The 18,739-nt window shown below is 33.2% G+C and carries 22 protein-coding genes and 1 tRNA gene; 11 read left to right on the forward strand and 12 right to left on the reverse strand.

What is annotated here, in order from left to right; all coding sequences use genetic code 11:
* The 7 genes from IMCC3317_RS19115 (at window position 1) to IMCC3317_RS19145 (ending at window position 7,759) form a co-directional block, all read left to right on the forward strand.
* Window positions 1-3,819 carry a beta strand repeat-containing protein gene (locus tag IMCC3317_RS19115; RefSeq protein WP_160131084.1) on the forward strand — a complete coding sequence of 1,273 codons (3,819 nt, stop codon included), beginning with the start codon at window positions 1-3 and terminating at the stop codon, window positions 3,817-3,819.
* A 22-nt stretch (window positions 3,820-3,841) separates the two neighbouring features.
* Window positions 3,842-4,657 carry a T9SS type A sorting domain-containing protein gene (locus tag IMCC3317_RS19120; RefSeq protein ID WP_160131085.1) on the forward strand — a complete coding sequence of 272 codons (816 nt, stop codon included), beginning with the start codon at window positions 3,842-3,844 and terminating at the stop codon, window positions 4,655-4,657.
* A gap of 614 nt (window positions 4,658-5,271) precedes the next feature.
* The gene (locus IMCC3317_RS19125) at window positions 5,272-5,592 is read left to right on the forward strand and encodes a hypothetical protein (RefSeq protein ID WP_160131086.1); all 321 of its coding nucleotides are present in this window, start codon (window positions 5,272-5,274) and stop codon (window positions 5,590-5,592) included.
* A gap of 469 nt (window positions 5,593-6,061) precedes the next feature.
* Entirely contained in the window at window positions 6,062-6,316 is a 255-nt protein-coding gene (locus tag IMCC3317_RS19130; RefSeq protein WP_160131087.1) for a hypothetical protein, read from the forward strand.
* On the forward strand, window positions 6,316-6,819 hold the full coding sequence (locus tag IMCC3317_RS19135; protein WP_160131088.1) for a hypothetical protein: 504 nt from the start codon (window positions 6,316-6,318) through the stop codon (window positions 6,817-6,819). Before IMCC3317_RS19130 ends, IMCC3317_RS19135 begins: the two co-directional genes overlap by 1 nt.
* A 271-nt stretch (window positions 6,820-7,090) precedes the next feature.
* Window positions 7,091-7,342: a DUF6364 family protein gene (locus IMCC3317_RS19140; RefSeq protein ID WP_160131089.1), complete on the forward strand. Its 252-nt coding sequence runs from the start codon at window positions 7,091-7,093 to the stop codon at window positions 7,340-7,342.
* A complete protein-coding gene (locus IMCC3317_RS19145; protein WP_160131090.1) occupies window positions 7,343-7,759 on the forward strand; it encodes a type II toxin-antitoxin system VapC family toxin in 417 nt (138 codons plus the stop codon).
* 85 nt (window positions 7,760-7,844) lie between these two features.
* Here IMCC3317_RS19145 and IMCC3317_RS19150 read toward each other — a convergent pair whose 3' ends face one another.
* The 7 genes from IMCC3317_RS19150 to gpmI all read right to left on the reverse strand — a co-directional run bounded on the left by IMCC3317_RS19150 (window position 7,845) and on the right by gpmI (window position 13,088).
* The gene (locus IMCC3317_RS19150) at window positions 7,845-8,609 is read right to left on the reverse strand and encodes a class I SAM-dependent methyltransferase (protein ID WP_160131091.1); all 765 of its coding nucleotides are present in this window, start codon (window positions 8,607-8,609) and stop codon (window positions 7,845-7,847) included.
* A 7-nt stretch (window positions 8,610-8,616) separates the two neighbouring features.
* Window positions 8,617-9,033: a hypothetical protein gene (locus IMCC3317_RS19155; RefSeq protein ID WP_160131092.1), complete on the reverse strand. Its 417-nt coding sequence runs from the start codon at window positions 9,031-9,033 to the stop codon at window positions 8,617-8,619.
* Window positions 9,034-9,056: 23 nt separating this feature from the next.
* A complete protein-coding gene (gene map, locus IMCC3317_RS19160) occupies window positions 9,057-9,863 on the reverse strand; it encodes a type I methionyl aminopeptidase (protein WP_160131093.1) in 807 nt (268 codons plus the stop codon).
* Entirely contained in the window at window positions 9,860-10,270 is a 411-nt protein-coding gene (locus IMCC3317_RS19165; protein ID WP_160131094.1) for a BT0820 family HAD-type phosphatase, read from the reverse strand. Before IMCC3317_RS19165 ends, map begins: the two co-directional genes overlap by 4 nt.
* A gap of 45 nt (window positions 10,271-10,315) precedes the next feature.
* Window positions 10,316-10,894 (reverse strand): thioredoxin family protein, encoded by a 579-nt coding sequence (locus IMCC3317_RS19170; RefSeq protein ID WP_160131095.1) that lies wholly within the window; start codon window positions 10,892-10,894, stop codon window positions 10,316-10,318.
* A gap of 86 nt (window positions 10,895-10,980) precedes the next feature.
* Window positions 10,981-11,571, reverse strand: coding sequence for a porin family protein (locus IMCC3317_RS19175; protein WP_160131096.1), 591 nt, complete (start codon window positions 11,569-11,571; stop codon window positions 10,981-10,983).
* Window positions 11,571-13,088: a 2,3-bisphosphoglycerate-independent phosphoglycerate mutase gene (gpmI, locus tag IMCC3317_RS19180; RefSeq protein WP_160131097.1), complete on the reverse strand. Its 1,518-nt coding sequence runs from the start codon at window positions 13,086-13,088 to the stop codon at window positions 11,571-11,573. Before gpmI ends, IMCC3317_RS19175 begins: the two co-directional genes overlap by 1 nt.
* 354 nt (window positions 13,089-13,442) lie before the next feature.
* Between gpmI and IMCC3317_RS19185 the strand changes: the two genes are divergently transcribed.
* Window positions 13,443-13,835 (forward strand): ankyrin repeat domain-containing protein, encoded by a 393-nt coding sequence (locus tag IMCC3317_RS19185; RefSeq protein ID WP_160131098.1) that lies wholly within the window; start codon window positions 13,443-13,445, stop codon window positions 13,833-13,835.
* Window positions 13,836-13,906: 71 nt separating this feature from the next.
* Here the strand turns inward: IMCC3317_RS19185 and IMCC3317_RS19190 are convergent, their stop codons facing one another.
* The 5 genes from IMCC3317_RS19190 to IMCC3317_RS19210 all read right to left on the reverse strand — a co-directional run bounded on the left by IMCC3317_RS19190 (window position 13,907) and on the right by IMCC3317_RS19210 (window position 17,747).
* On the reverse strand, window positions 13,907-14,077 hold the full coding sequence (locus tag IMCC3317_RS19190) for a hypothetical protein (protein ID WP_160131099.1): 171 nt from the start codon (window positions 14,075-14,077) through the stop codon (window positions 13,907-13,909).
* Between the two features lie 386 nt (window positions 14,078-14,463).
* On the reverse strand, window positions 14,464-15,225 hold the full coding sequence (locus IMCC3317_RS19195) for a M48 family metalloprotease (protein ID WP_160131100.1): 762 nt from the start codon (window positions 15,223-15,225) through the stop codon (window positions 14,464-14,466).
* A gap of 368 nt (window positions 15,226-15,593) precedes the next feature.
* Window positions 15,594-16,322 carry a M15 family metallopeptidase gene (locus tag IMCC3317_RS19200; protein WP_160131101.1) on the reverse strand — a complete coding sequence of 243 codons (729 nt, stop codon included), beginning with the start codon at window positions 16,320-16,322 and terminating at the stop codon, window positions 15,594-15,596.
* Window positions 16,315-17,277 carry a TolB family protein gene (locus IMCC3317_RS19205; RefSeq protein WP_160131102.1) on the reverse strand — a complete coding sequence of 321 codons (963 nt, stop codon included), beginning with the start codon at window positions 17,275-17,277 and terminating at the stop codon, window positions 16,315-16,317. Before IMCC3317_RS19205 ends, IMCC3317_RS19200 begins: the two co-directional genes overlap by 8 nt.
* Window positions 17,278-17,297: 20 nt before the next feature.
* The gene (locus IMCC3317_RS19210) at window positions 17,298-17,747 is read right to left on the reverse strand and encodes a GNAT family N-acetyltransferase (protein ID WP_160131103.1); all 450 of its coding nucleotides are present in this window, start codon (window positions 17,745-17,747) and stop codon (window positions 17,298-17,300) included.
* Window positions 17,748-17,841: 94 nt separating this feature from the next.
* Here IMCC3317_RS19210 and IMCC3317_RS19215 point away from each other — a divergent pair, with 94 nt between their 5' ends.
* From IMCC3317_RS19215 to IMCC3317_RS23805, 3 genes are all read left to right on the forward strand, one after another.
* Complete coding sequence (locus IMCC3317_RS19215; protein WP_160131104.1) at window positions 17,842-18,267, forward strand: GNAT family N-acetyltransferase; 426 nt, start codon at window positions 17,842-17,844, stop codon at window positions 18,265-18,267.
* Between the two features lie 50 nt (window positions 18,268-18,317).
* Window positions 18,318-18,390: transfer RNA gene (locus tag IMCC3317_RS19220), tRNA-Gly, on the forward strand.
* 136 nt (window positions 18,391-18,526) lie between these two features.
* Entirely contained in the window at window positions 18,527-18,652 is a 126-nt protein-coding gene (locus IMCC3317_RS23805; RefSeq protein WP_262887061.1) for a hypothetical protein, read from the forward strand.
* The last annotated feature ends 87 nt before the right edge of the window (window positions 18,653-18,739 follow it).

Below are 18,739 nucleotides of genomic sequence, written 5' to 3' on the forward strand. Positions count from 1 at the left end.
ATGAAGACAAAAGTATTTTTCTTATTTCTTTTTGTAAGTTTAACTACTTACGCAAATACTTCAACTACAAATTTAGAAAGCGAATATTGGTTTGCCTGCTTGCCAGAAAATGTTTCTGTATATAACATTGCTCCAAACGCAGCAGAGGTATCTTGGACATCTACTTCAACAGATACAACAGTACGATATGTGCAATTTGGATTCCCTTTTTCTTTAGGGACAGACATCACTAACATTTCAGGAAACACACAAACGATAACAGGATTAAACACGAATACATCTTATGATGTGTATGTACAAGGGAATTGTAATGGTACTCAATCTGCTTGGACTTTAGCAACAAATTTCACCACATTAAGTGGAAGTATTATTTATGTGAATCATGCGGCTTCAGGAACAGATGATGGTACAACTTGGAGTAATGCTTTTTTAAATTTGGAAGACGCTCTAGCGATTGCTACAGGAAATGATCAAGTTTGGGTAGCTCAAGGAACTTATGTTCCAACTACAGCAAATGCAAATTCTAGAAAGGCAACTTTTAATGTATTAACAGGAACGAAAGTTTATGGAGGATTTAATGCTACTGAAACTAGTGTTTCTGAAAGAGATGTTGAAGCAAACCTTACAATACTAAGCGGAGATTTAAATGGAGATGATAATGATGTTATTACCGATACGGAAGCTACTCGACAAGACAATGCTCATCATGTTGTGAGTTTGAGAAGAGATATTAGTGATGTGTTAATTGATGGATTTACAATTTCTGGAGGAAATGCTAACGGAGGTACAGTAACTTGGGGATCTGTTCTTACACAATTTTCAGATTCAAAAGGAGCAGCCATTTATTTAAACCCAGTTGTAACAGGAGAAGATGTAACAGCAACGGTTCAAAATTGTATTTTAGAAAAAAATTCAGCAACAAATAATAGTGTTTTTGCAGGTTTTGGCCCCTTAAACGCCGCGACTTGGAGTAGAGACTTTACTGGGAATTTTACAAACTGTATAATTAAAAATAATTACTCTTTAAATTCTTCAGCGTTTCAATATCACGGATCTACAGGTCAAGGATATAATGCTTATGGAACAATAACGAACAGCTTATTTTATAATAATACATCTGTAAATGGTTCATCTTGTTTGTCATTAGTTGCAAGTACAACGAATGGTGGAAATACTTCTGGAATGAATGTTAGTGTCATTAATTCAACTTTTGCAAATAACATAGGTGTTACTGGAAGTGTTGTTGAAATGGCTCAAGCATCAAACAGTAGAATAAGAAATTCTATTATTCATGCTAATGGAAGTACAACACCATTTACAATTACAACTTCTGGCTCTGTAATATCTAATAGTATTGTAGAAGGTGGGCAACAAAGCGCAACAGATGTAGATCCGTTATTTGCTAATTCGGCAGCGAATCAATTTTTTTTACAAACGGGATCTCCAGCTATAGATACAGGTATGAACAGTTACATTTCTAGTACTATTATTTACGATTTAAATGCTAGAGCTCGATATGTGAATTCTATAATTGATATGGGAGCTTTTGAATATGGAAATTTAGATTGTAGTGGTACTCCATCAAATGTTATCGGAACGAATGTTTCATTTACCTCAATAGACCTTAGTTGGACAGCTGGCGGTGATGAATCTGTTTGGGATATTTTATATGTAGAATCGGGTCAACCAATTTCATCAGGAACAGCAATTTATAGTGTTAGTAATCCTTTTACAATTTCAGGATTAACTCCTAATACTGCTTATGATATTGTTATAGTTGCTTCTTGTATTTCTTCGCAAGGTGGAGGAGCTGCATCATATACCTTTACAACTGTAGACCCAACGTTATATGTTGATAAAGATGCATCGGGAACCAATGATGGTTCTTCTTGGACGAATGCCTTTACAAAACTAGAAGATGCACTTCTTTTAGCAAGCAATTTAAGACCTATATGGGTAGCAGATGGTAATTATATTCCAAGTACTGCCGATACAGATACAAGAAAAGCAACCTTTTCGATTTTAAATGATACAAAAATTTATGGCGGATTTAATGGAACAGAAACGACTGTTACAGCAAGAAATCCAAAAGCGAATATTACACTATTATCTGGTGATTTAAATGGAGATGATAATGCTACTATTCTTGATACAGAAACAACAAGGCAAGATAATTCATATCATGTTGTCTCCATTAGAGGGAATGCCCAAAATATAGTAGTTGATGGTTTTACAATAACAAGTGGGAATGCAAACGGTACTGCAAATAATAGTTGTTCAACTCCAGCAATAGACCAATCTTATGATTTAAGAGGAGGAGCCATTTATGTTAATCCATATGTTTCTGGTAGTAGCCTAACAGCTCAATTCAAAAATTGTATACTTCAAAACAATTCAGGTATTAGTGTTGCTGTATATTCAGCTTTTACACCTTGTGGAGTTTCAAACTTAACTCATGATGTAGATTTTGAATCGTGTATAATTAGAGATAATTATTCTCAAGATTTAGCTGCAATGTTGTTTTCGGGAGCTCAACAGTACAATCTTTATGCAAAAGGATCTATCGTAAATAGTTTGTTTTACAACAATACTTCTGCTAACAATTCATCTTGTTTATATTTAGGTGCTAGCGCAGGAGGAAATGCTACAGCCTTAGAATTTGAAATGATCAACTCAACATTGTCTAATAATGTAGGAGTTAATGATAATGTTATAACGATGATTCAGGCTTCAAATAGTACTATTGAAAATAGTATTATTTATGGAAATGGATCTGGTACAGGTTTTCCTATCGCAATTACAACATCTTTTTCTGTGGTAAACAATAGTATTGTTGAACTTGGAATGATAGGAGGAGCTAATAGTGATCCATTATTTATGGATGCCTTAAATAACGATTATACATTACAAGCAAGTTCGCCAGCTATAAACGCAGGAAGTAATGCTTCTTTACCAGTTACTATAGTTGAAGATTTAAACGGAAATACACGTACAGTAGATACTACGGTAGATATGGGAGCGTTTGAATATGATGTAAACTTAAATTTAGTTATTAGTCCAAAAATATATTTGCAAGGAGCTGCTTTAAGCCCTAATACAGGAGAAGAAACTTTAATGCGAGATGATTTGCGTGTAACTAATTTAATTGCTACAACATCTCCTTATGCAGATGGCGCAACGTGTAATACCACTGTTTTTGCAGTAACAGGAACTAATGCAATTGTAGATTGGGTTTGGGTAGAACTAAGAGACGCTACAACCAATACAACTATTGTAGATTCGCAATCGGCATTAGTACAACGTGATGGTGATGTTGTTGGAGTAGACGGAATTTCATCTTTAGTCTTTAATAAAACAATAGGTAATTATTACATAGTAATTAAGCATAGAAACCATTTAGGTATTATGACAAATAATACAATTAGTTTAAGCGGAACAACTACTGTGGTAGACTTTACGGTTGCAAACAATCAAATCACTTTTGGTAGCAATTCGCAAACTACTTTTGGAATGCCAAGTGGTGTCGTTGCCATGTGGGCAGGAAATGTAAATGGTGATGACATCGTACAATATTCGGGAACTACTCCAGATGCTCCAAGTGTTTTATCGGAAGTATTAAATGCTTCAGGAAACTTCCTTAATTTTCCTACGTATCTTTTAGATGGATACAATGCGCATGACATAAATATGGACAGTAACACACAATACACAGGAACTACACCTGATACACCTTTCATTCTTCAAAATGTATTAGCGCATCCAGGAAACTTTCTAAACTTTAGTACGTATCAAATTCAAGAACAATTACCAGAAAACTAAATCATAGATTCACAATTATATTATGAAAAAAATTATTTCAATACTATCACTTACGGTTCTATTTACTTTATTCTCGAACAGTGTAAATGCTCAAGACGGTTACACATATACATTAGTAGACAACGGAAACTATAGTTATACAATTTCTGCTGTGCCTAATGCAAGTGCTTCTAATTTTGCCACATCTGTACAAAGTTATGGTTTTACCATTATTCTTCCAGATGGTGAAACGGCGAGTATAACATCATCTTTAGGAAATGGAGCTAGTGGCACTTTTTTTAATGGGAATGATGTTGGAGAGCCTACTATTGACGGCTACTTAATTACAGAAACATTAGGAAGTCCTATTGCATTGCCAGCGCCATCAACGGGAACAGTTTCTCCTATGGTTACAATTCAAATGAATACGCCAATGGCTCCAGGGACGATTAGTTTATTGGCAAACGATTCTCCATTAGCTACGTCAGTAACACCTTTAAAAAGTTTTATGTCTGCCGATATGGTAGATGATGGAATGGCAATGTTTACACCAGTTGTAGACTCCGTAGGTTCTGGTTTATCAGGAACGACAAGTCATAATTTTTCAACGTTAAGCACAATTGATTTTGAGTTCAGTAAAAATGAAATCAAACTTTATCCAAATCCAACATCAGGTTTTATTAATATTCAGACGAATACTACTGTAGAAAGTGTTGCGATTTACAACCTATTAGGGAAACACGTTTTACAAACTAATTTAAAAACAATTGATGTTTCACGCCTTTCTGAAGGAATATATATCCTAAAAATTACATCAGATCAAGGCGCACAAATCACCAAGCGTTTCATAAAACAATAATTTATAGTTTATTTTATTGTATAAATCCTGTGAGTTATAAGCACGCTTGCAGGGTTTTTTTAACATTCAAAAAATGCTCTTAGAAACTTAAAAATAGTTTAAACAATATTACCCTGAACCAATTATTGCTAGTATTGCTAACCTGAGTTCGATCTAAAATTTTAGAGTGTTTTTTTTTGTCTTTTCCGCAGTATAGCAGGGATTTTTCGTTAAGAATTTTCGAATCCTTGGAGAAAATTTAGAAAAATTCATGCGGTTTTAGTTTTTTTCAAAAAGAAAAACTAAAAATACCTCTGGAAAAGCGCACTTTCTTTTGTTGACGCCTGTGCTGAACTTGATTCAGTATTCTTTGTGCGAGCAAAGAAAACGAAAATAACGTTATGAAAATGAGATACTTATTGTTTATTTCGAAAATGTGGTCAATTTTTTTTTGAGTAAACTTATGTCGAACTCACGTTGCTAGCTATATTTTCAATCGGATTGTAAAGCCTACAATCCGATTGTTTATATAAAATGACCATTCAGAAAGTAATACGAGCGTTTCAGAAGTTTATTTCACTTTTATAGTTGGATACAAAGTATATTTATATCGAAACAAAAAATAGAAGCTTTTTATGAAACTAACACTCATTGCCATCAGTTTACTCTCCATACTTTCATTTTCGGAAGTAACACAAACGACAACTACGGAAATTGACACAACGGAAGAAGTCTACGGAAGTAGTTTTTCATTAGTAAATGACACCAAAAACAAAATTTCTATCTACACAGGAAGTGGTTACGTAAGCTTGAATAAAGGAAGCAAAACGAGTATTTCGTGTAAAGTTGGAAAAACGGTGCATTGGGCAAGTAAAGGAAAAAAAGGCGATGTGATTTTCAAAATTACAAGTGATATGTGCGGCGAAACTGTAAAGCTTTCTAAAGTGATGGATTAATTAAAAATAATTGTGATTTTTAAAAGCACACATCATCAACCGACATTAAGTTTTTAAAAAGGGGAAGAAAGTGAACGCTTTCTTTTAGTAAACAAGAGAATCTTTTTAAAGAAGGTTCTCTTTTTGTTTGAAGCTTTATTTTGAAAAGTTATGGAGTAACGCATTTAAAATATTTAGCTGAATTAGAGGCTGTCTAAAAAGTCGAATTTTTGTCAAACCGAACTTGATTCGGTTTCCCATAATCATTGAAAATCAATATAATAAGATTCTGAATCGCATTTCGATACTATTTAAAAATCTTTAGTTTATGTTGAGGTTTTCAAAATTTGTTGGTGGTTTTTATGAGTGATTACGGGAAACCGTAGTGTTTGAATGTGGTATTTGTTTTATATTTATGGATTCTAAGAAAGAAAGGTTTAAGAGAATTTAATGTCCTCTCTTTTTATAACCGATTAAATAAAATCATATAATGAAAGATAATATAATTAAAAGTTATTTGAGTAAATTAAGTGATGCAAACTCAAATGAAGAAATCGACAAAATCTTAGATGAAGTAATTCCTAAATTGAAAGCTAACGGAATATCATTGCCACAGGTGATGATGTACTTCAAAATGTATGGAGATGATGCTATACCAAAATCACAAGATCATCGAAACTCAATTTCAAATTCTAATAAAGCACAGATCGTTCTTCAAAAACTATTAGCAAAATTGAAAAATTAATGGAATCAAATACTGTAGATTGGATTAATGCTGTTTGTTCAATTGTATCATTATTGGTCGCTATGGGAGCATTGTATTTCGTGTACAAGCAAATTAGTCAAATAAATAAGCAATTGAATAGTATGAATGAAACTTTCAGAAATTCAACTTTAATGACCGTCTTAGAATTAGAAAATGAATTGATTAGAAGAAAAGTTAGTTGGGATGAAGCTAGTTTTCAATTACGAGAATATCCAATTACTTTAAAAAAAACTAAGGAAAAATTAAATAAAGCAACTATTGAAATTTTAAGTGATAAGTTTAGTACGTCATTTGAAAACTATCTAAATTCTTTAGACAGATTTTGTTATTGTGTTTTACATAATTATATTTCTGATAGAGATTGGAAAACTGAGTATAGAGATGTGGTTTTCGATATTGTTAATAATAATCCAGAAGAATTCAATGTTAATTCTAGGTTTAGAAATACGATAAAGATTTTTCAGAAATGGAAAGACGAATAATAATTATCTATGATATTGTTTTGTTAATTGTTACACAATACTCAAATAAATAAACGATTTTACCAAAAGCTAAAATACCTACTTAAAACAAACAGTAATAACTTCACCTTCCATCAAGCAATACTTATCAATATCTTCAATGATAAAAATTACACTATAACCAATATTTTTTTCGTTCACAACATGGTTGCACGTATAAAAATAAATAATTTAACACGTGTTGTTAAATTATTTTGTAATTTTGTATTTGACAATTCATAAACTTATTAGTATGAACACAAAGTTGACACTAACAATAGAAAAAGAAATAATTGAAAGAGCAAAAAACTATGCGAAAGGAAAAAATCGCAGCTTATCAGATATTATCGAAAACTATTTAAAAATGCTTACCAAAGAAGAACGAAAACAAAAAAGTAAAAAGCTCAATCCAATAGTAGAATCCTTAAAAGGTTCTTTTACAATGCCAAAGGATATGGATTATAAAAAAGAACTTGAAAATCGCTTAGAAAAAAAGTATTTATAAATGGATAAAGTTCTCATAGATACAGATGTATTGCTAGATTTCTTTTTTGACAGAAAACCATTCTCGGCATACGCGACAGAAATTCTAAACTTATGCGCTGAAAAAGAAATAAAAGGATATACAACTCCTGTGATAATTTCTAATGTGTATTATTTACTTAGAAAAACAGCAAAACATGCAGTTATAATAGAAAAAATAAAACAACTTATAACTATAATTGATATTGTGAAAATGGATAAGAATGCAGTCCTAAAAGCTTTAAATTCTGAATTTAAAGATTTTGAAGATGCGCTACAAAATTTTTCAGCTATTGAAAATGGACACATAAAAATCATTCTAACAAGAAACCTAAAAGATTTCAAAAAGAGTGAATTGGTTGTTTTAACGCCCGAAACATATTTAAAAGGAAAATCTTAATAAGTACTAACAAACAACCAAATTAACAGAAAACGAATTAACAAAAAACAAAAAAGGAGCAAAGCGACTTAAAAAATCTCACTACTTATTTAAAACAAACAGGAATAATTTCTCCTTCCATCAAGCAATACTTGTCAATATCTTCAATAATAAGATCTGCTGTATAATCTACTTCTTCAACTCTAAATCCGATACTTCGTAGCTTATCAAAATAGTCAAGTCCGTACACACGCACATGATCGTACTGACCGAAGATTTTTGTGCGTTCTTTTTTATCTACAATCGTATCATCTTCAAAAGTAATTTCGCGATCTAAATCTTGTGGAATTTGCAAAATTGCCATTCCGCCAGGTTTCAAAACACGATACAACTCTTGCATCGCTTTCGTATCATCAGGAATATGTTCCAGCACATGATTGCATAAAATCGTATCAAACGAATTATCTTCAAAAGGTAAATCGCAAATATCAGCTTTCACATCTGCCAACGGCGACAACAAATCAGTAGTTGTATACTCTAAGTTTTTCTGTTTTCTAAAACGCTTGTAAAAAGCTTGTTCTGGTGCAAAATGTAACACCTTCTGTGGTTTTGTAAAAAAGTCTGTTTCGTTCTGTAAGTACAACCAAAGTAATCGATGACGTTCCAAAGACAATGTGCTTGGCGATAACGCATTTTCACGATTGATGGCATAACCATACGACAAAAACGTTCGAAAACTCTTTCCGTCAATCGGATCTGTATAGTTCTTTCCTTTCAATACAAACGTAACAATTGGGCGAATCCAGTAACTCAACTTAATTAAAAGTGGTCTTGGAATCGTATTTAGTATGTATTTAAAAAGGTTTTTCACGTATGTATTATTCAATTTTAATCATAAATGAACTCACTTCTGTTTTTTTTAAAGCCTTATAAAGATTGGCAGTAAAATAAATAGTATCTCCTTTTCTAGCAGTTAAATCTACCTGAACACCGCCATGTTTACGAACAAGTGCTTCCATAGGATCTTCTCCTTCTTTCTCTGGCTCGGGAAGCATCAAATAACTACAATCACTAAGCCATTTAAGGCGCGAGCTTGCTTCATCCCCATTACTCATATATTCTCTTTGAAAATTATTTTCGCGGACTATTTTGGTCGAAAGCGGAACAAATTTATCCGCAGGAATAATAAATACACCTGTTTTTAAATCGGAACAATCTACTTCTTTTTCTTCTTGAGCGTTTGTAGAAAAGCTAAGTAAGCAAAAAATGAGTGTGCTAAAGAGTAATTTTTTCAAAGTATTTTTTTGTTTAAAGATGTTTATGATTGTCTAAATTCTGCTTCTTCGTCACTTTCAATGCCTAAAGCTTCATAGACATATTTGAAAGTTGAAAGCAATTCGGGCTTTCCATTTACAAGTGCAACGTCGTGTTCAAAATGTGCGCTTGGTTTTCCGTCACGCGTCAAAATTGTCCAGCCATCACGCAATTGTTTTATGTTTTTAGTTCCCATATTAATCATAGGTTCAATCGCAACGACCATTCCTTCAATAAATTTCTTTCCACGACCACGTTTTCCATAATTTGGCATTTCTGGATCTTCATGCATTTTTCTTCCCAATCCATGACCAACCAATTCGCGGACAACGCCATAACCGTGTGATTCTGTATATTGCTGAATTGCAAAACCAACATCGCCTACACGATTTCCAAGTTTAAATTCGCGGATTCCTACGTACAAAGATTCTTTGGTTACTTCCAACAGTTTTTTCACTTCCTCAGTCACTTCTCCCACAGGGAAAGAATACGCATGATCGCCATAAAATTTATTCTTAATAGCGCCACAATCTACCGAAATAATATCGCCTTCTTTTAAAGGTGAATTATTTGGAATTCCATGAACAACTTGTGCATTTGGACTCACGCATAATGTGTTTGGAAAGTCATACAATCCTAAAAACCCAGGAATTGCACCTTGGGCACGAATAAATTCTTCGGCAAGTTTATCTAAATGTAACGTTGTTACGCCAGGCTTAATTTCGCCAGCTAACATTCCTAATGTCTTGGAAACGACTAATGCACTTTCGCGCATCAATTCAATTTCTTCTCGTGTTTTTGCTACTATCATTTTCTTAGAAAGGAAAACAATCCTTTTTTCTTTTTTAATTCTACGTTTGACGTTTCGTTGGTGAGTAACTGATAAATTTCGCCCCAACCCAAAAATCCGCCAATATTTCTATCATCAATAAAATAGTCTGCATTGATTTTCCGACTTACCTTTCCTTCAAATATTTCTTCGGGAAAACTATGATTTACGGCATAAAAATCAATGCCATTTTCTTTACAAAATGCAACAGCTTCTTTCAAACGTTTTCCGCTTCTATAGGTCCATAAAATCAATCGATGTCCATCTTTCTCTAAGCGTTTCAAGGTTTCAAAAGCAAAGATTTTCGGACTACCAATTTTAGGATACGCATCTTCAACAATGGTTCCATCAAAATCTATGGCAATCAATAAGCTCTCTTTCGCAATCATTCCAGTCGCTATTTTGTGTTTGCAAAGCTACAAAGAAATCCTGTTTTATTCAGCATACGAATGTTTATAGTCGTCTCCAGATAAAATAGTCAAGATATCTTCTTCTAAAGTATCTACTGGCGACTCCACAATTCTATTGATTTCTTTTCCGTTGCGATAAAATATAAACGTAGGAACATTGGTAATATTAAAACCATCTTCCAAATGCTTAGGCGTTTCCTTTTCTTCATCAAGCGTAATCAATTCAACCTTTTCTTTAGAAATATTCATAACATCTAAAATCTTGTAGAAATGTGGAACTTCCCGCTGACTATCTTCACACCAAGTTCCCATAAAAATCTTCACAGTTATATCAGCAAACAACGTTTGTATTTCGGCTGTAATTTCTTTATCCACAGGATATGTTGAATATGTTGGCGCAAACCAACTATCATAAGGTGCTGCCGAAATTGTTTCACGTGTTTGAACGCCAGTCAAAATTGGTAATTCTTCTTCGTCTTCCATTTCATCTGAATCATTTTTATCTGTAGTTGCAGTAGTTTCAGTCGTTGGAACAGTTTCTTTCTTTTCGTTTTTGCATGCGAAAAAAGTAACGATCACTAGAATATAAAGTATTTTTTTCATCTTAAATTAGGATATAAATGTTGTTTAATTTTTTTAGATTAATGATTTTCGGGTCATTAATTTGGGTTGAATAACTCCAACGATTGTTATTTATGTATTAATTTTTCAATATCTACTGTCAGCATTGCGTATGCTCCAAACATTTTTGATTTTACATCAGCATCAAAAGCATTGGTAAGTGAATAGTCGAAAATCAATTCCAAACCTAAAAACTTAGAAAAGTTAGTTCCAACTCCTAAATTTAAGCTAAAAGCACCATTTTTATATCCTTCTTTTACATCTACTCCTGTAGTGGTTTCTGCTGCTGTGAGAATAGCATAGCGCAAACCTGACTTTAGATAAAAGCCTTGATTGTAACTTCCGTTGATGTCAAATTTTAATTTTGGGCTCAGACTGATGTAGCTCAATTTTGTTCTTGGGTCAATGTTTATAGTTCGTTTCTCATATGCAATATCTGCCACAATACCAAAATGGTCATTTAATTGATAATCTCCATAAACTCCAACGTGTAGTCCAGCATATTCTGGTATAGAATAAGACCCACTCGGATTAAAAGAGACATTGCTGTCGGTAAGTAATGAGTACACATTTGTACCTACAGAAATTCCGTATGATACATCTTGAGCCTTAGACTGCAAGCAAAATATAATTGTGATAATAAATACTATTCTTTTCATTAGATAAGTGATTTTCGCGTCATTAATTCAGGTTGAGGTATTCCGATCATTTCCAAAATAGTTGGTGCAATATCGCTCAAAACTCCGTCTTTTATATGTTTAATGTCTTCATCAACCAAAATAATAGGAACAGGATTTGTCGTGTGCGCTGTGTTTGGACTTCCGTCAGGATTAATCATAGTGTCACAATTTCCGTGATCGGCAATTACAATTGTGCTATAACCATGTTTTTGAGCAACTTCAATAATAGCTTTTGCACATTCGTCTACAACCTCACAGGCTTTTACGGCAGCTTGAAAGTTTCCGGTATGACCAACCATATCTGGATTAGCAAAGTTTAAACATACAAAATCGGCTGTTTCTTTTTCCAATTCTGGAATGATTTTATCGCGAATATCATACGCGCTCATTTCTGGTTGTAAATCGTAGGTTGCTACTTTTGGTGACGGACATAATAAACGTTGTTCGCCTTCAAATGGTGTTTCTTGTCCACCATTAAAAAAGAATGTTACATGCGGATATTTTTCTGTTTCCGCAATACGAATTTGTTTTTTTCCATGTTTGGATAAAACTTCGCCCAAAGTATCTTTAATATTATCTTTATTAAAAACAACATGAATATTCTTATAAGAAGCTTTGTAATTCGTTAAAGTTACATAATAGAGCGGAAGTGCTTTCATGCCAAATTCTGGAAAATCTTGCTGTGACAAAACCTCTGTTAATTCGCGCCCACGATCTGTTCTAAAGTTAAAAAAGATTATGACATCATCTTCCTTTATTTTTGCAATTGGCTCGTTGTTTTCGTCCGTTAAAATGATGGGTTTTATGAATTCATCTGTAATATCAGCATCATAATTTTCTTGGATACTTTCTGTAGCATTTGTGCTCAACGTTCCTTTTCCGTTCACTAAAGCATCATATACTAATTTCACGCGTTCCCAACGTTTATCTCTATCCATTGCATAATAACGACCTGTAATTGTTGCTAGTTTTGCATTATTTTCTGCACAGAAGTTTTCTGTACGTTCAATAAATTCTATTCCAGATTTTGGATCAACATCTCTTCCATCTGTAAATGCATGCACAAAGACATTTTCTACATTATGATCGTTTGCTATATTGACTAAACTTTCTAAATGACTGATGTGCGAATGTACGCCACCATTAGAAACCAAACCTAAAAAATGAACTGCTTTGTTATGCGTTTTTGCATGTTGCAAAGCTTCTTTTAAAACAACTTCATCTTTCAACGTATTATTCTGAATGGCTAAGTTGATTTTGGCTAAATCTTGATACACAATACGTCCTGCGCCTAAATTCATATGTCCAACTTCGCTGTTTCCCATTTGACCTTCTGGCAAACCAACATTCATTCCGTCAGTTAGCAAATTGGCGTTCGGGTATTTGGTATATAAACTGTCGATAAATGGAACATTTGCGTTGGCAATAGCAGAAACTTTTGGATTGGGCGATTTTCCCCATCCATCCAAAATCATTAAAATAACTTTCTTATTCATTCGAGATAAATTGATTTAAAAAAATAAAAATAAGCGTATTTCATTACATAATAACAACCTGAACCTTAAAAACCAATCTTTTTACCAAAGGTTTATCATATTCATAATAAAACACTGCTTTTTTCGTAGAAACACTAAAAATACAATACTAACGACTTCTTAAAATTTTCTATATAAACTGTTAACACTTTTCTATTTTTTAAGATGGCTTTAACAGATTTATGGCTGAATAGTTAAGAAAGTGTTATAAATGAAAAAAGCGTGCAACGTTTTTTGTGTAGCGTCGTCTCTTAGGTGTAATCAAATTACAAAAATCAAAAAATATCAATCATCAATTAAAAAACATCAATTAGTATGAAAAAAACAATTTTTATGATCGCTCTTATAGTAGGAGCTTCATTCACAACGGCAAACGCAACTGAAGGAAACAACGAAACTACGAACACATCTGAAATTACGATAACAAAAGTAGTCAAGGTAAATTCATTTTGTATTGCAATTGCAAAAGGCGATTTTGATACAGTTAAAAAAATGATCGAATTCGGAGAAAACGTAAACAAAACATCTAACGGAAAAACACCATTAATGTATGCAGCACGTTACAACAGAACTAAAATAGCTTCTTTATTATTGAAAAGTGGTGCGAAATTTGATACAAAAGATAAAGACGGACATACTGCTATTGATTACGCAGAACAATCAAAAGCAACAGACGTTAAAAAAGTATTGACAGCAGCTTCAAAATAAGAATGCAAGATTACCTATAAAAAAGCCGTTTCTGGAAGGAAACGGCTTTTTTTTTATGCAGTATTTTAATATTAATCTTGACTAGGCCATTTCTGACATTGATTGGCTCCGTAGCATCGTGTGATTTGTACGGTTACAACTGGACACTGACTCGAATGACCTCTTCCGCCAGTTACCGATGATTGATTTAAAATACTAATTTGTTTCTTGTTTAATTGTAAGTAATTCGTCTTTTTTTTCATGGTTGTATAATTAAGTTAATAATAATCAACAAGATATAAATAAAAAAAAGAGAAACGTTACTGTTTTACCGTCATGATGGTAGTGTTGGAGGTTTAATAATTTTAAATTATGAATGTTGAATTATAAATTTAAAAAATATTTATTTTAAGACCAAAGACCAAAGACCAAAGACCAAAGACCAAAGACCAAAGACCAAAGACCAAAGACCAAAGACCAAATACTGGATGTAGAGAAACAGATTGCTTCAAGTTTTTCTAAAACTTTCGCAATGACGTTCCACAGGATTAAGAGGCAAAAGCTAAAGACAAATAGCCAAAAGCTGAAAATTAGGCACTTTCACATTTAAAATTTAAAATTCAACATTTAGCATTTCAAACCCAAAAACCTACTGCTTATACTTAGCAATCGCTTCCTTAATCTTAGCAATTCTATTTTCTGGATCTGGATGCGTGCTTTGAAACTCTGGAACTCTATTTGGTCCTGCGGCAGATTTTAAAATTTTCATCACATCAATCATTGCTTTTGGATCGTAGCCAGAATTTATCATCAATAAAACACCTAAATCGTCACTTTCCAATTCGTCTTCACGACCATTTTGTAATAAAGTGTTTTGTGCGTAGCCACCAACCAAATTTCCCATATCAGCACCAACATTAGCGCCAGTTGAAATCGTTTTCCAAAAATCAGTTTCAGCAATACGTTCTGCGGAATGTCTTCCCAAAACATGTCCAATTTCATGACCCAAAACACCTGCTAGTTGGTTGTCATCGAGTTTACTATATAAAGCATGCGTAATAAAAATTTGCCCGCCAGGCAATGCAAAAGCGTTAATAGCTCTGGTATCGGCAAGCAAATGAAATTCAAATTTGTAGTCAGATTGTTTTGCCATACTCATGTTCACTAACTTTTCTCCAATCATATCAACACGTGCTTGCGCGCCAGCATCAGGGTACAAACCGCCATGTTGTTGCGCCATCGCATCACGGTTTGCAAAACCTAGTTTAATTTCTTCATCCGTAGTCATATTGATCGTTTGTACACGATTTGTATATTCATTTCGTTCTTGACTGCCACATTTCTTAAAAAAAGCAAATGCTACAATTGCTAGTCCAATCAACAATCGAATTTTTAATTTATTTCCTCTCATGCTATTTCTTTATGTTTTAAAAATACAAAAATGCTGTGATAAAATGTATCTGTTGTAATAATTTCAAAATACAAACTTAGACTTCCTAAGTAAATTAGTAACTAAAATACATCATTTTTAGGCTTAGATTTTCATTTTCTTTGCTCGCACAATAGATACTGAATCAAGTTCAGTACAGGCATCAACAAAAGAAAATGCGCTTTTTCCAGAGGTATTTTTAGTTTTCTCTTTGGAAAACTAAAACCGAAAAACTTTTGCTAAATTTTCTCCAAGGATTCGAAAATTCTTAACGCAAAACCTTTTCTATACTGCGGAAAAAGAAAAACATTCAATAAACATTTAGTAATTCTTAGATTGAATTGTTATTGTTACAAAAGTTCAGGATTAATATCCAAAATGTTCTCTTTTATATATGAATTGATAAAATTTTCGTCGAAATGCTCACTTCCCATTAATTTTTCAGCTTGCAACATTTTTTTAATATCTAACTTGCGATATTCCTTTAACATCGGTTTTGATAATGGCGCGTAACTATAATGCCAAGGTTCGTACTCAAAACCTTTTCTATGTGCATCATCAGTATATACAATATAAAAATCATACGTATTTGCATTCGTTTCCAACCATTCGCGAAGTTTGCAAAATGGTCCGTCGCCGTGAAATTTTTCAGGAACTAACACATCGCCACTATACGAAGCGCTTTTGTCAATAATATCAATATCGGTTGCCCAATGATGTCTGGAAGTTCCTGGAATCGTAGAATATGCTATAATTTTTTCAATTGCTTTTATAGGCGATAAACCTTGCTTTGTAAACCGTTTGTACTTGCGTTCCCAAATTCGGTTTTGATGTGCGTAATTCCGATAGCTTGAAACTGGATGAATCTCAATTCCGTCTTTTGCAGCGGCAGCGGTCATTTTTACAAACGCATCATAGGCTTCTTTTCGCAAGGAAAACCCGTTGCCAAATACGGTTGGATTTCCTTTTCCGATAAGTTCCAATGTGTCTGATTTTTGTGTATTAAAAGCCATGCTTGGGAAACTATAAAGTGCAACAGTTCCAAGTCCGAAAAGCTTCATGAAGTTTGATCTATTCAAGTCGAATTGATTTTAGTAATTTTTCAAACGGAAGATAGTAAATTTTTGAAGTTCCATTACTTCCTGTATTGATAACTTTTTTTAAGGCTTCTATTGATAAAGTATCATACGAAGTCTGAATCGTGCTTTTTTCACTTGTAAAGAAGAAATATTTCTTGTCAAAAGAAACAAACGGACAATAATCTATTTGATCGGAATTAATTAATTTTCCTAAATGAACAGCTTCTTGCCACGTATTATTTTTGTTAAAACTAATGTATAAATCGCCTTTTCCTAGACTTCCTTTTCGTCCGTACGAACCAAAAATGATAAACGATTCATCAGGACTCACATATGCATTGTATTCATATGTTTTTGTATTTACGCCTTCACCTAAACTTTCAGGTGTTTGATACGTTCCGTTTTTAAATTCACTTTTGTAAATGTCTTCTTTTCCTTTTGCATCATCGCGTTCAGCGGTAAAATACAGCGTTCCGTTATTGGCAATTGAAGGATAATATTCGTTTTTGTCTGAATTGATGGTTTCTGGCAATCGAGTTGGGTTTTTCCATTCGCCATTTTCTTTGGTTACAACCCATAAATCGTAGTCTTTTTTCAGAGAAGTTTCTGTTCCTATTGGACGTTTAGACGCGAAAAATAACTGTGTTCCATCTGGAGAAAAAGCAGGCTCAATATCATGATATTTTCCGGAGAAAGAAGCAATTGCAAAAGCTGTCCATTTACCGTTTACCTTCTTGGAAGTTAAAATGGTTCTAAATGCACTTTTTGGCGCATCTAAGGTGAAGAAAATTTCATCATTCGTTGGAGAAATCGCTACATCTCTTACGTTGATGTTTTTAAATTCAGGAAGTTGCAGAAAAATTTCAGGCGAATCGAAATCTTTCTTAAAAGTGATTTCAGTTTGCTGCGCGAATAAACTTGTACTCGTAAGCAAGAGAAAAATAATTTTTTTCATAATAGAATTCCTATTTTTAGTTATAACATTTTAATCATTACAAAATGCAGGCCAATTTTTGGAATAGAAAATGGATTGCCATGTTTTTTATAGCCTAATTTTTCATAGAAACGAACCGCAATCTCACGTGCATTCATCCAAATAAATGTTCCGCCACGAGCGAGAATCATTTCTTCAGATTTTTTTACCAACGCATCACCAATTCCTCTTTTTTGAAAATTGGTCAACACTGCCATTCCACGCAATTGAAACGCCTTTTCAACGGTTAATTCTGCATGCTCTTTTTCTAACAACGTAACTACGCCAACTAATTGTTCATTTGTGTAATATCCTAAGTGAAAAGTGGTTGGTAAATTATCTCCATCAAAATGGCAAGAATCTAACGGTTTTCCTTCACGCAATACAGGATGGCGAACGTCGTATGCAGTTGTCGCAGGAATTTCTTTAATGGTAAAATTGTTGTTTTGCATAATGACAATATTTAATCTAAATATTCAAAAGTATAATTAATTTTGGAGTTGAGTTTTACAGAAATAAATTAATTTTGAATAAAATTAGTACAAAATGCAAGTTACTTTTAAATTACTCAAAGGCGAAGAAGCGGAAATCATTTTACCATATTTGGATATTATGAACGAACAAAAAGTTCCGATGGATTTACTAAAAGCTCGTTTTGCCGAAATGTTGACACAGCATTATGAAGCATTTGGAATTTACGATAGCGAACAATTGATTGGTTGTTTTGGTTTGTGGAGCACAACGCGGCATTATTGCGGAAAAAGCTTTGAACCAGATCATGTGTATATTGATGAAGCGTACAGAAGTAAAGGAATTGGGAAGCAATTATTTGAATGGATTGAAGTCTACGGGAAAGAAAAAGGTGTGACTACGATTGAATTGAATACGTATGTGCAAAATTTTCCGTCACATAAGTTCTATTATAATCAAGGATTTAACGCGCTCGGCTATCATTTTTTGAAAAAAATCTAAAAAAACATTAGGAAAAAGTGTTTGTATTTTTCTATATTTGCACCCGCTATGCGAAAGTAGCTCAGTTGGTAGAGCGTCAGCCTTCCAAGCTGAATGTCGCCAGTTCGAACCTGGTCTTTCGCTCTAAAAAAGCCGATTCATTTGAATCGGCTTTTTTTATGGGGAAATTCTACTGAGAAGTCGAAAAATATTTTTGTATTGAGCCATCTTAATCACTTAAATTATATAACGTATTAAAAAAAGAGAATTCAAGAAGAAGTTGAAATTTACAAAAGTTTCAATATTTGACTTATCAAAAGCAAGAGGCGGAAGAGTAGCAGGAACACATTATGATCATTGCGATCCAAATTATACAGATTTTCCGTGTACTATTGAAAAAGAATAAAAAAGTAAAGAAGTTGTCACAAAAGCTATAAAAGGCGTCATTCTGAACTTGATTCAGAATCTCATAACACTGATTATCGATGATTAA

The organism is Kordia antarctica (assembly GCF_009901525.1).
In the GTDB taxonomy this organism is placed as follows: Bacteria; Bacteroidota; Bacteroidia; order Flavobacteriales; family Flavobacteriaceae; genus Kordia; species Kordia antarctica.

Excerpts from the sequence above, each read along its gene's own strand:
- IMCC3317_RS19115 (WP_160131084.1), top strand. The coding sequence starts at position 1 with ATGAAGACAAAAGTATTTTTCTTATTTCTTTTTGTAAGTTTAACTACT.
- IMCC3317_RS19120 (WP_160131085.1), top strand. The coding sequence starts at position 3,842 with ATGAAAAAAATTATTTCAATACTATCACTTACGGTTCTATTTACTTTA.
- IMCC3317_RS19125 (WP_160131086.1), top strand. The coding sequence starts at position 5,272 with ATGAAACTAACACTCATTGCCATCAGTTTACTCTCCATACTTTCATTT.
- IMCC3317_RS19130 (WP_160131087.1), top strand. The coding sequence starts at position 6,062 with ATGAAAGATAATATAATTAAAAGTTATTTGAGTAAATTAAGTGATGCA.
- IMCC3317_RS19135 (WP_160131088.1), top strand. The coding sequence starts at position 6,316 with ATGGAATCAAATACTGTAGATTGGATTAATGCTGTTTGTTCAATTGTA.
- IMCC3317_RS19140 (WP_160131089.1), top strand. The coding sequence starts at position 7,091 with ATGAACACAAAGTTGACACTAACAATAGAAAAAGAAATAATTGAAAGA.
- IMCC3317_RS19145 (WP_160131090.1), top strand. The coding sequence starts at position 7,343 with ATGGATAAAGTTCTCATAGATACAGATGTATTGCTAGATTTCTTTTTT.
- map (WP_160131093.1), bottom strand. The coding sequence starts at position 9,863 with ATGATAGTAGCAAAAACACGAGAAGAAATTGAATTGATGCGCGAAAGT.
- IMCC3317_RS19165 (WP_160131094.1), bottom strand. The coding sequence starts at position 10,270 with ATGATTGCGAAAGAGAGCTTATTGATTGCCATAGATTTTGATGGAACC.
- IMCC3317_RS19170 (WP_160131095.1), bottom strand. The coding sequence starts at position 10,894 with ATGAAAAAAATACTTTATATTCTAGTGATCGTTACTTTTTTCGCATGC.
- IMCC3317_RS19175 (WP_160131096.1), bottom strand. The coding sequence starts at position 11,571 with ATGAAAAGAATAGTATTTATTATCACAATTATATTTTGCTTGCAGTCT.
- gpmI (WP_160131097.1), bottom strand. The coding sequence starts at position 13,088 with ATGAATAAGAAAGTTATTTTAATGATTTTGGATGGATGGGGAAAATCG.
- IMCC3317_RS19185 (WP_160131098.1), top strand. The coding sequence starts at position 13,443 with ATGAAAAAAACAATTTTTATGATCGCTCTTATAGTAGGAGCTTCATTC.
- IMCC3317_RS19190 (WP_160131099.1), bottom strand. The coding sequence starts at position 14,077 with ATGAAAAAAAAGACGAATTACTTACAATTAAACAAGAAACAAATTAGT.
- IMCC3317_RS19195 (WP_160131100.1), bottom strand. The coding sequence starts at position 15,225 with ATGAGAGGAAATAAATTAAAAATTCGATTGTTGATTGGACTAGCAATT.
- IMCC3317_RS19205 (WP_160131102.1), bottom strand. The coding sequence starts at position 17,277 with ATGAAAAAAATTATTTTTCTCTTGCTTACGAGTACAAGTTTATTCGCG.
- IMCC3317_RS19210 (WP_160131103.1), bottom strand. The coding sequence starts at position 17,747 with ATGCAAAACAACAATTTTACCATTAAAGAAATTCCTGCGACAACTGCA.
- IMCC3317_RS19215 (WP_160131104.1), top strand. The coding sequence starts at position 17,842 with ATGCAAGTTACTTTTAAATTACTCAAAGGCGAAGAAGCGGAAATCATT.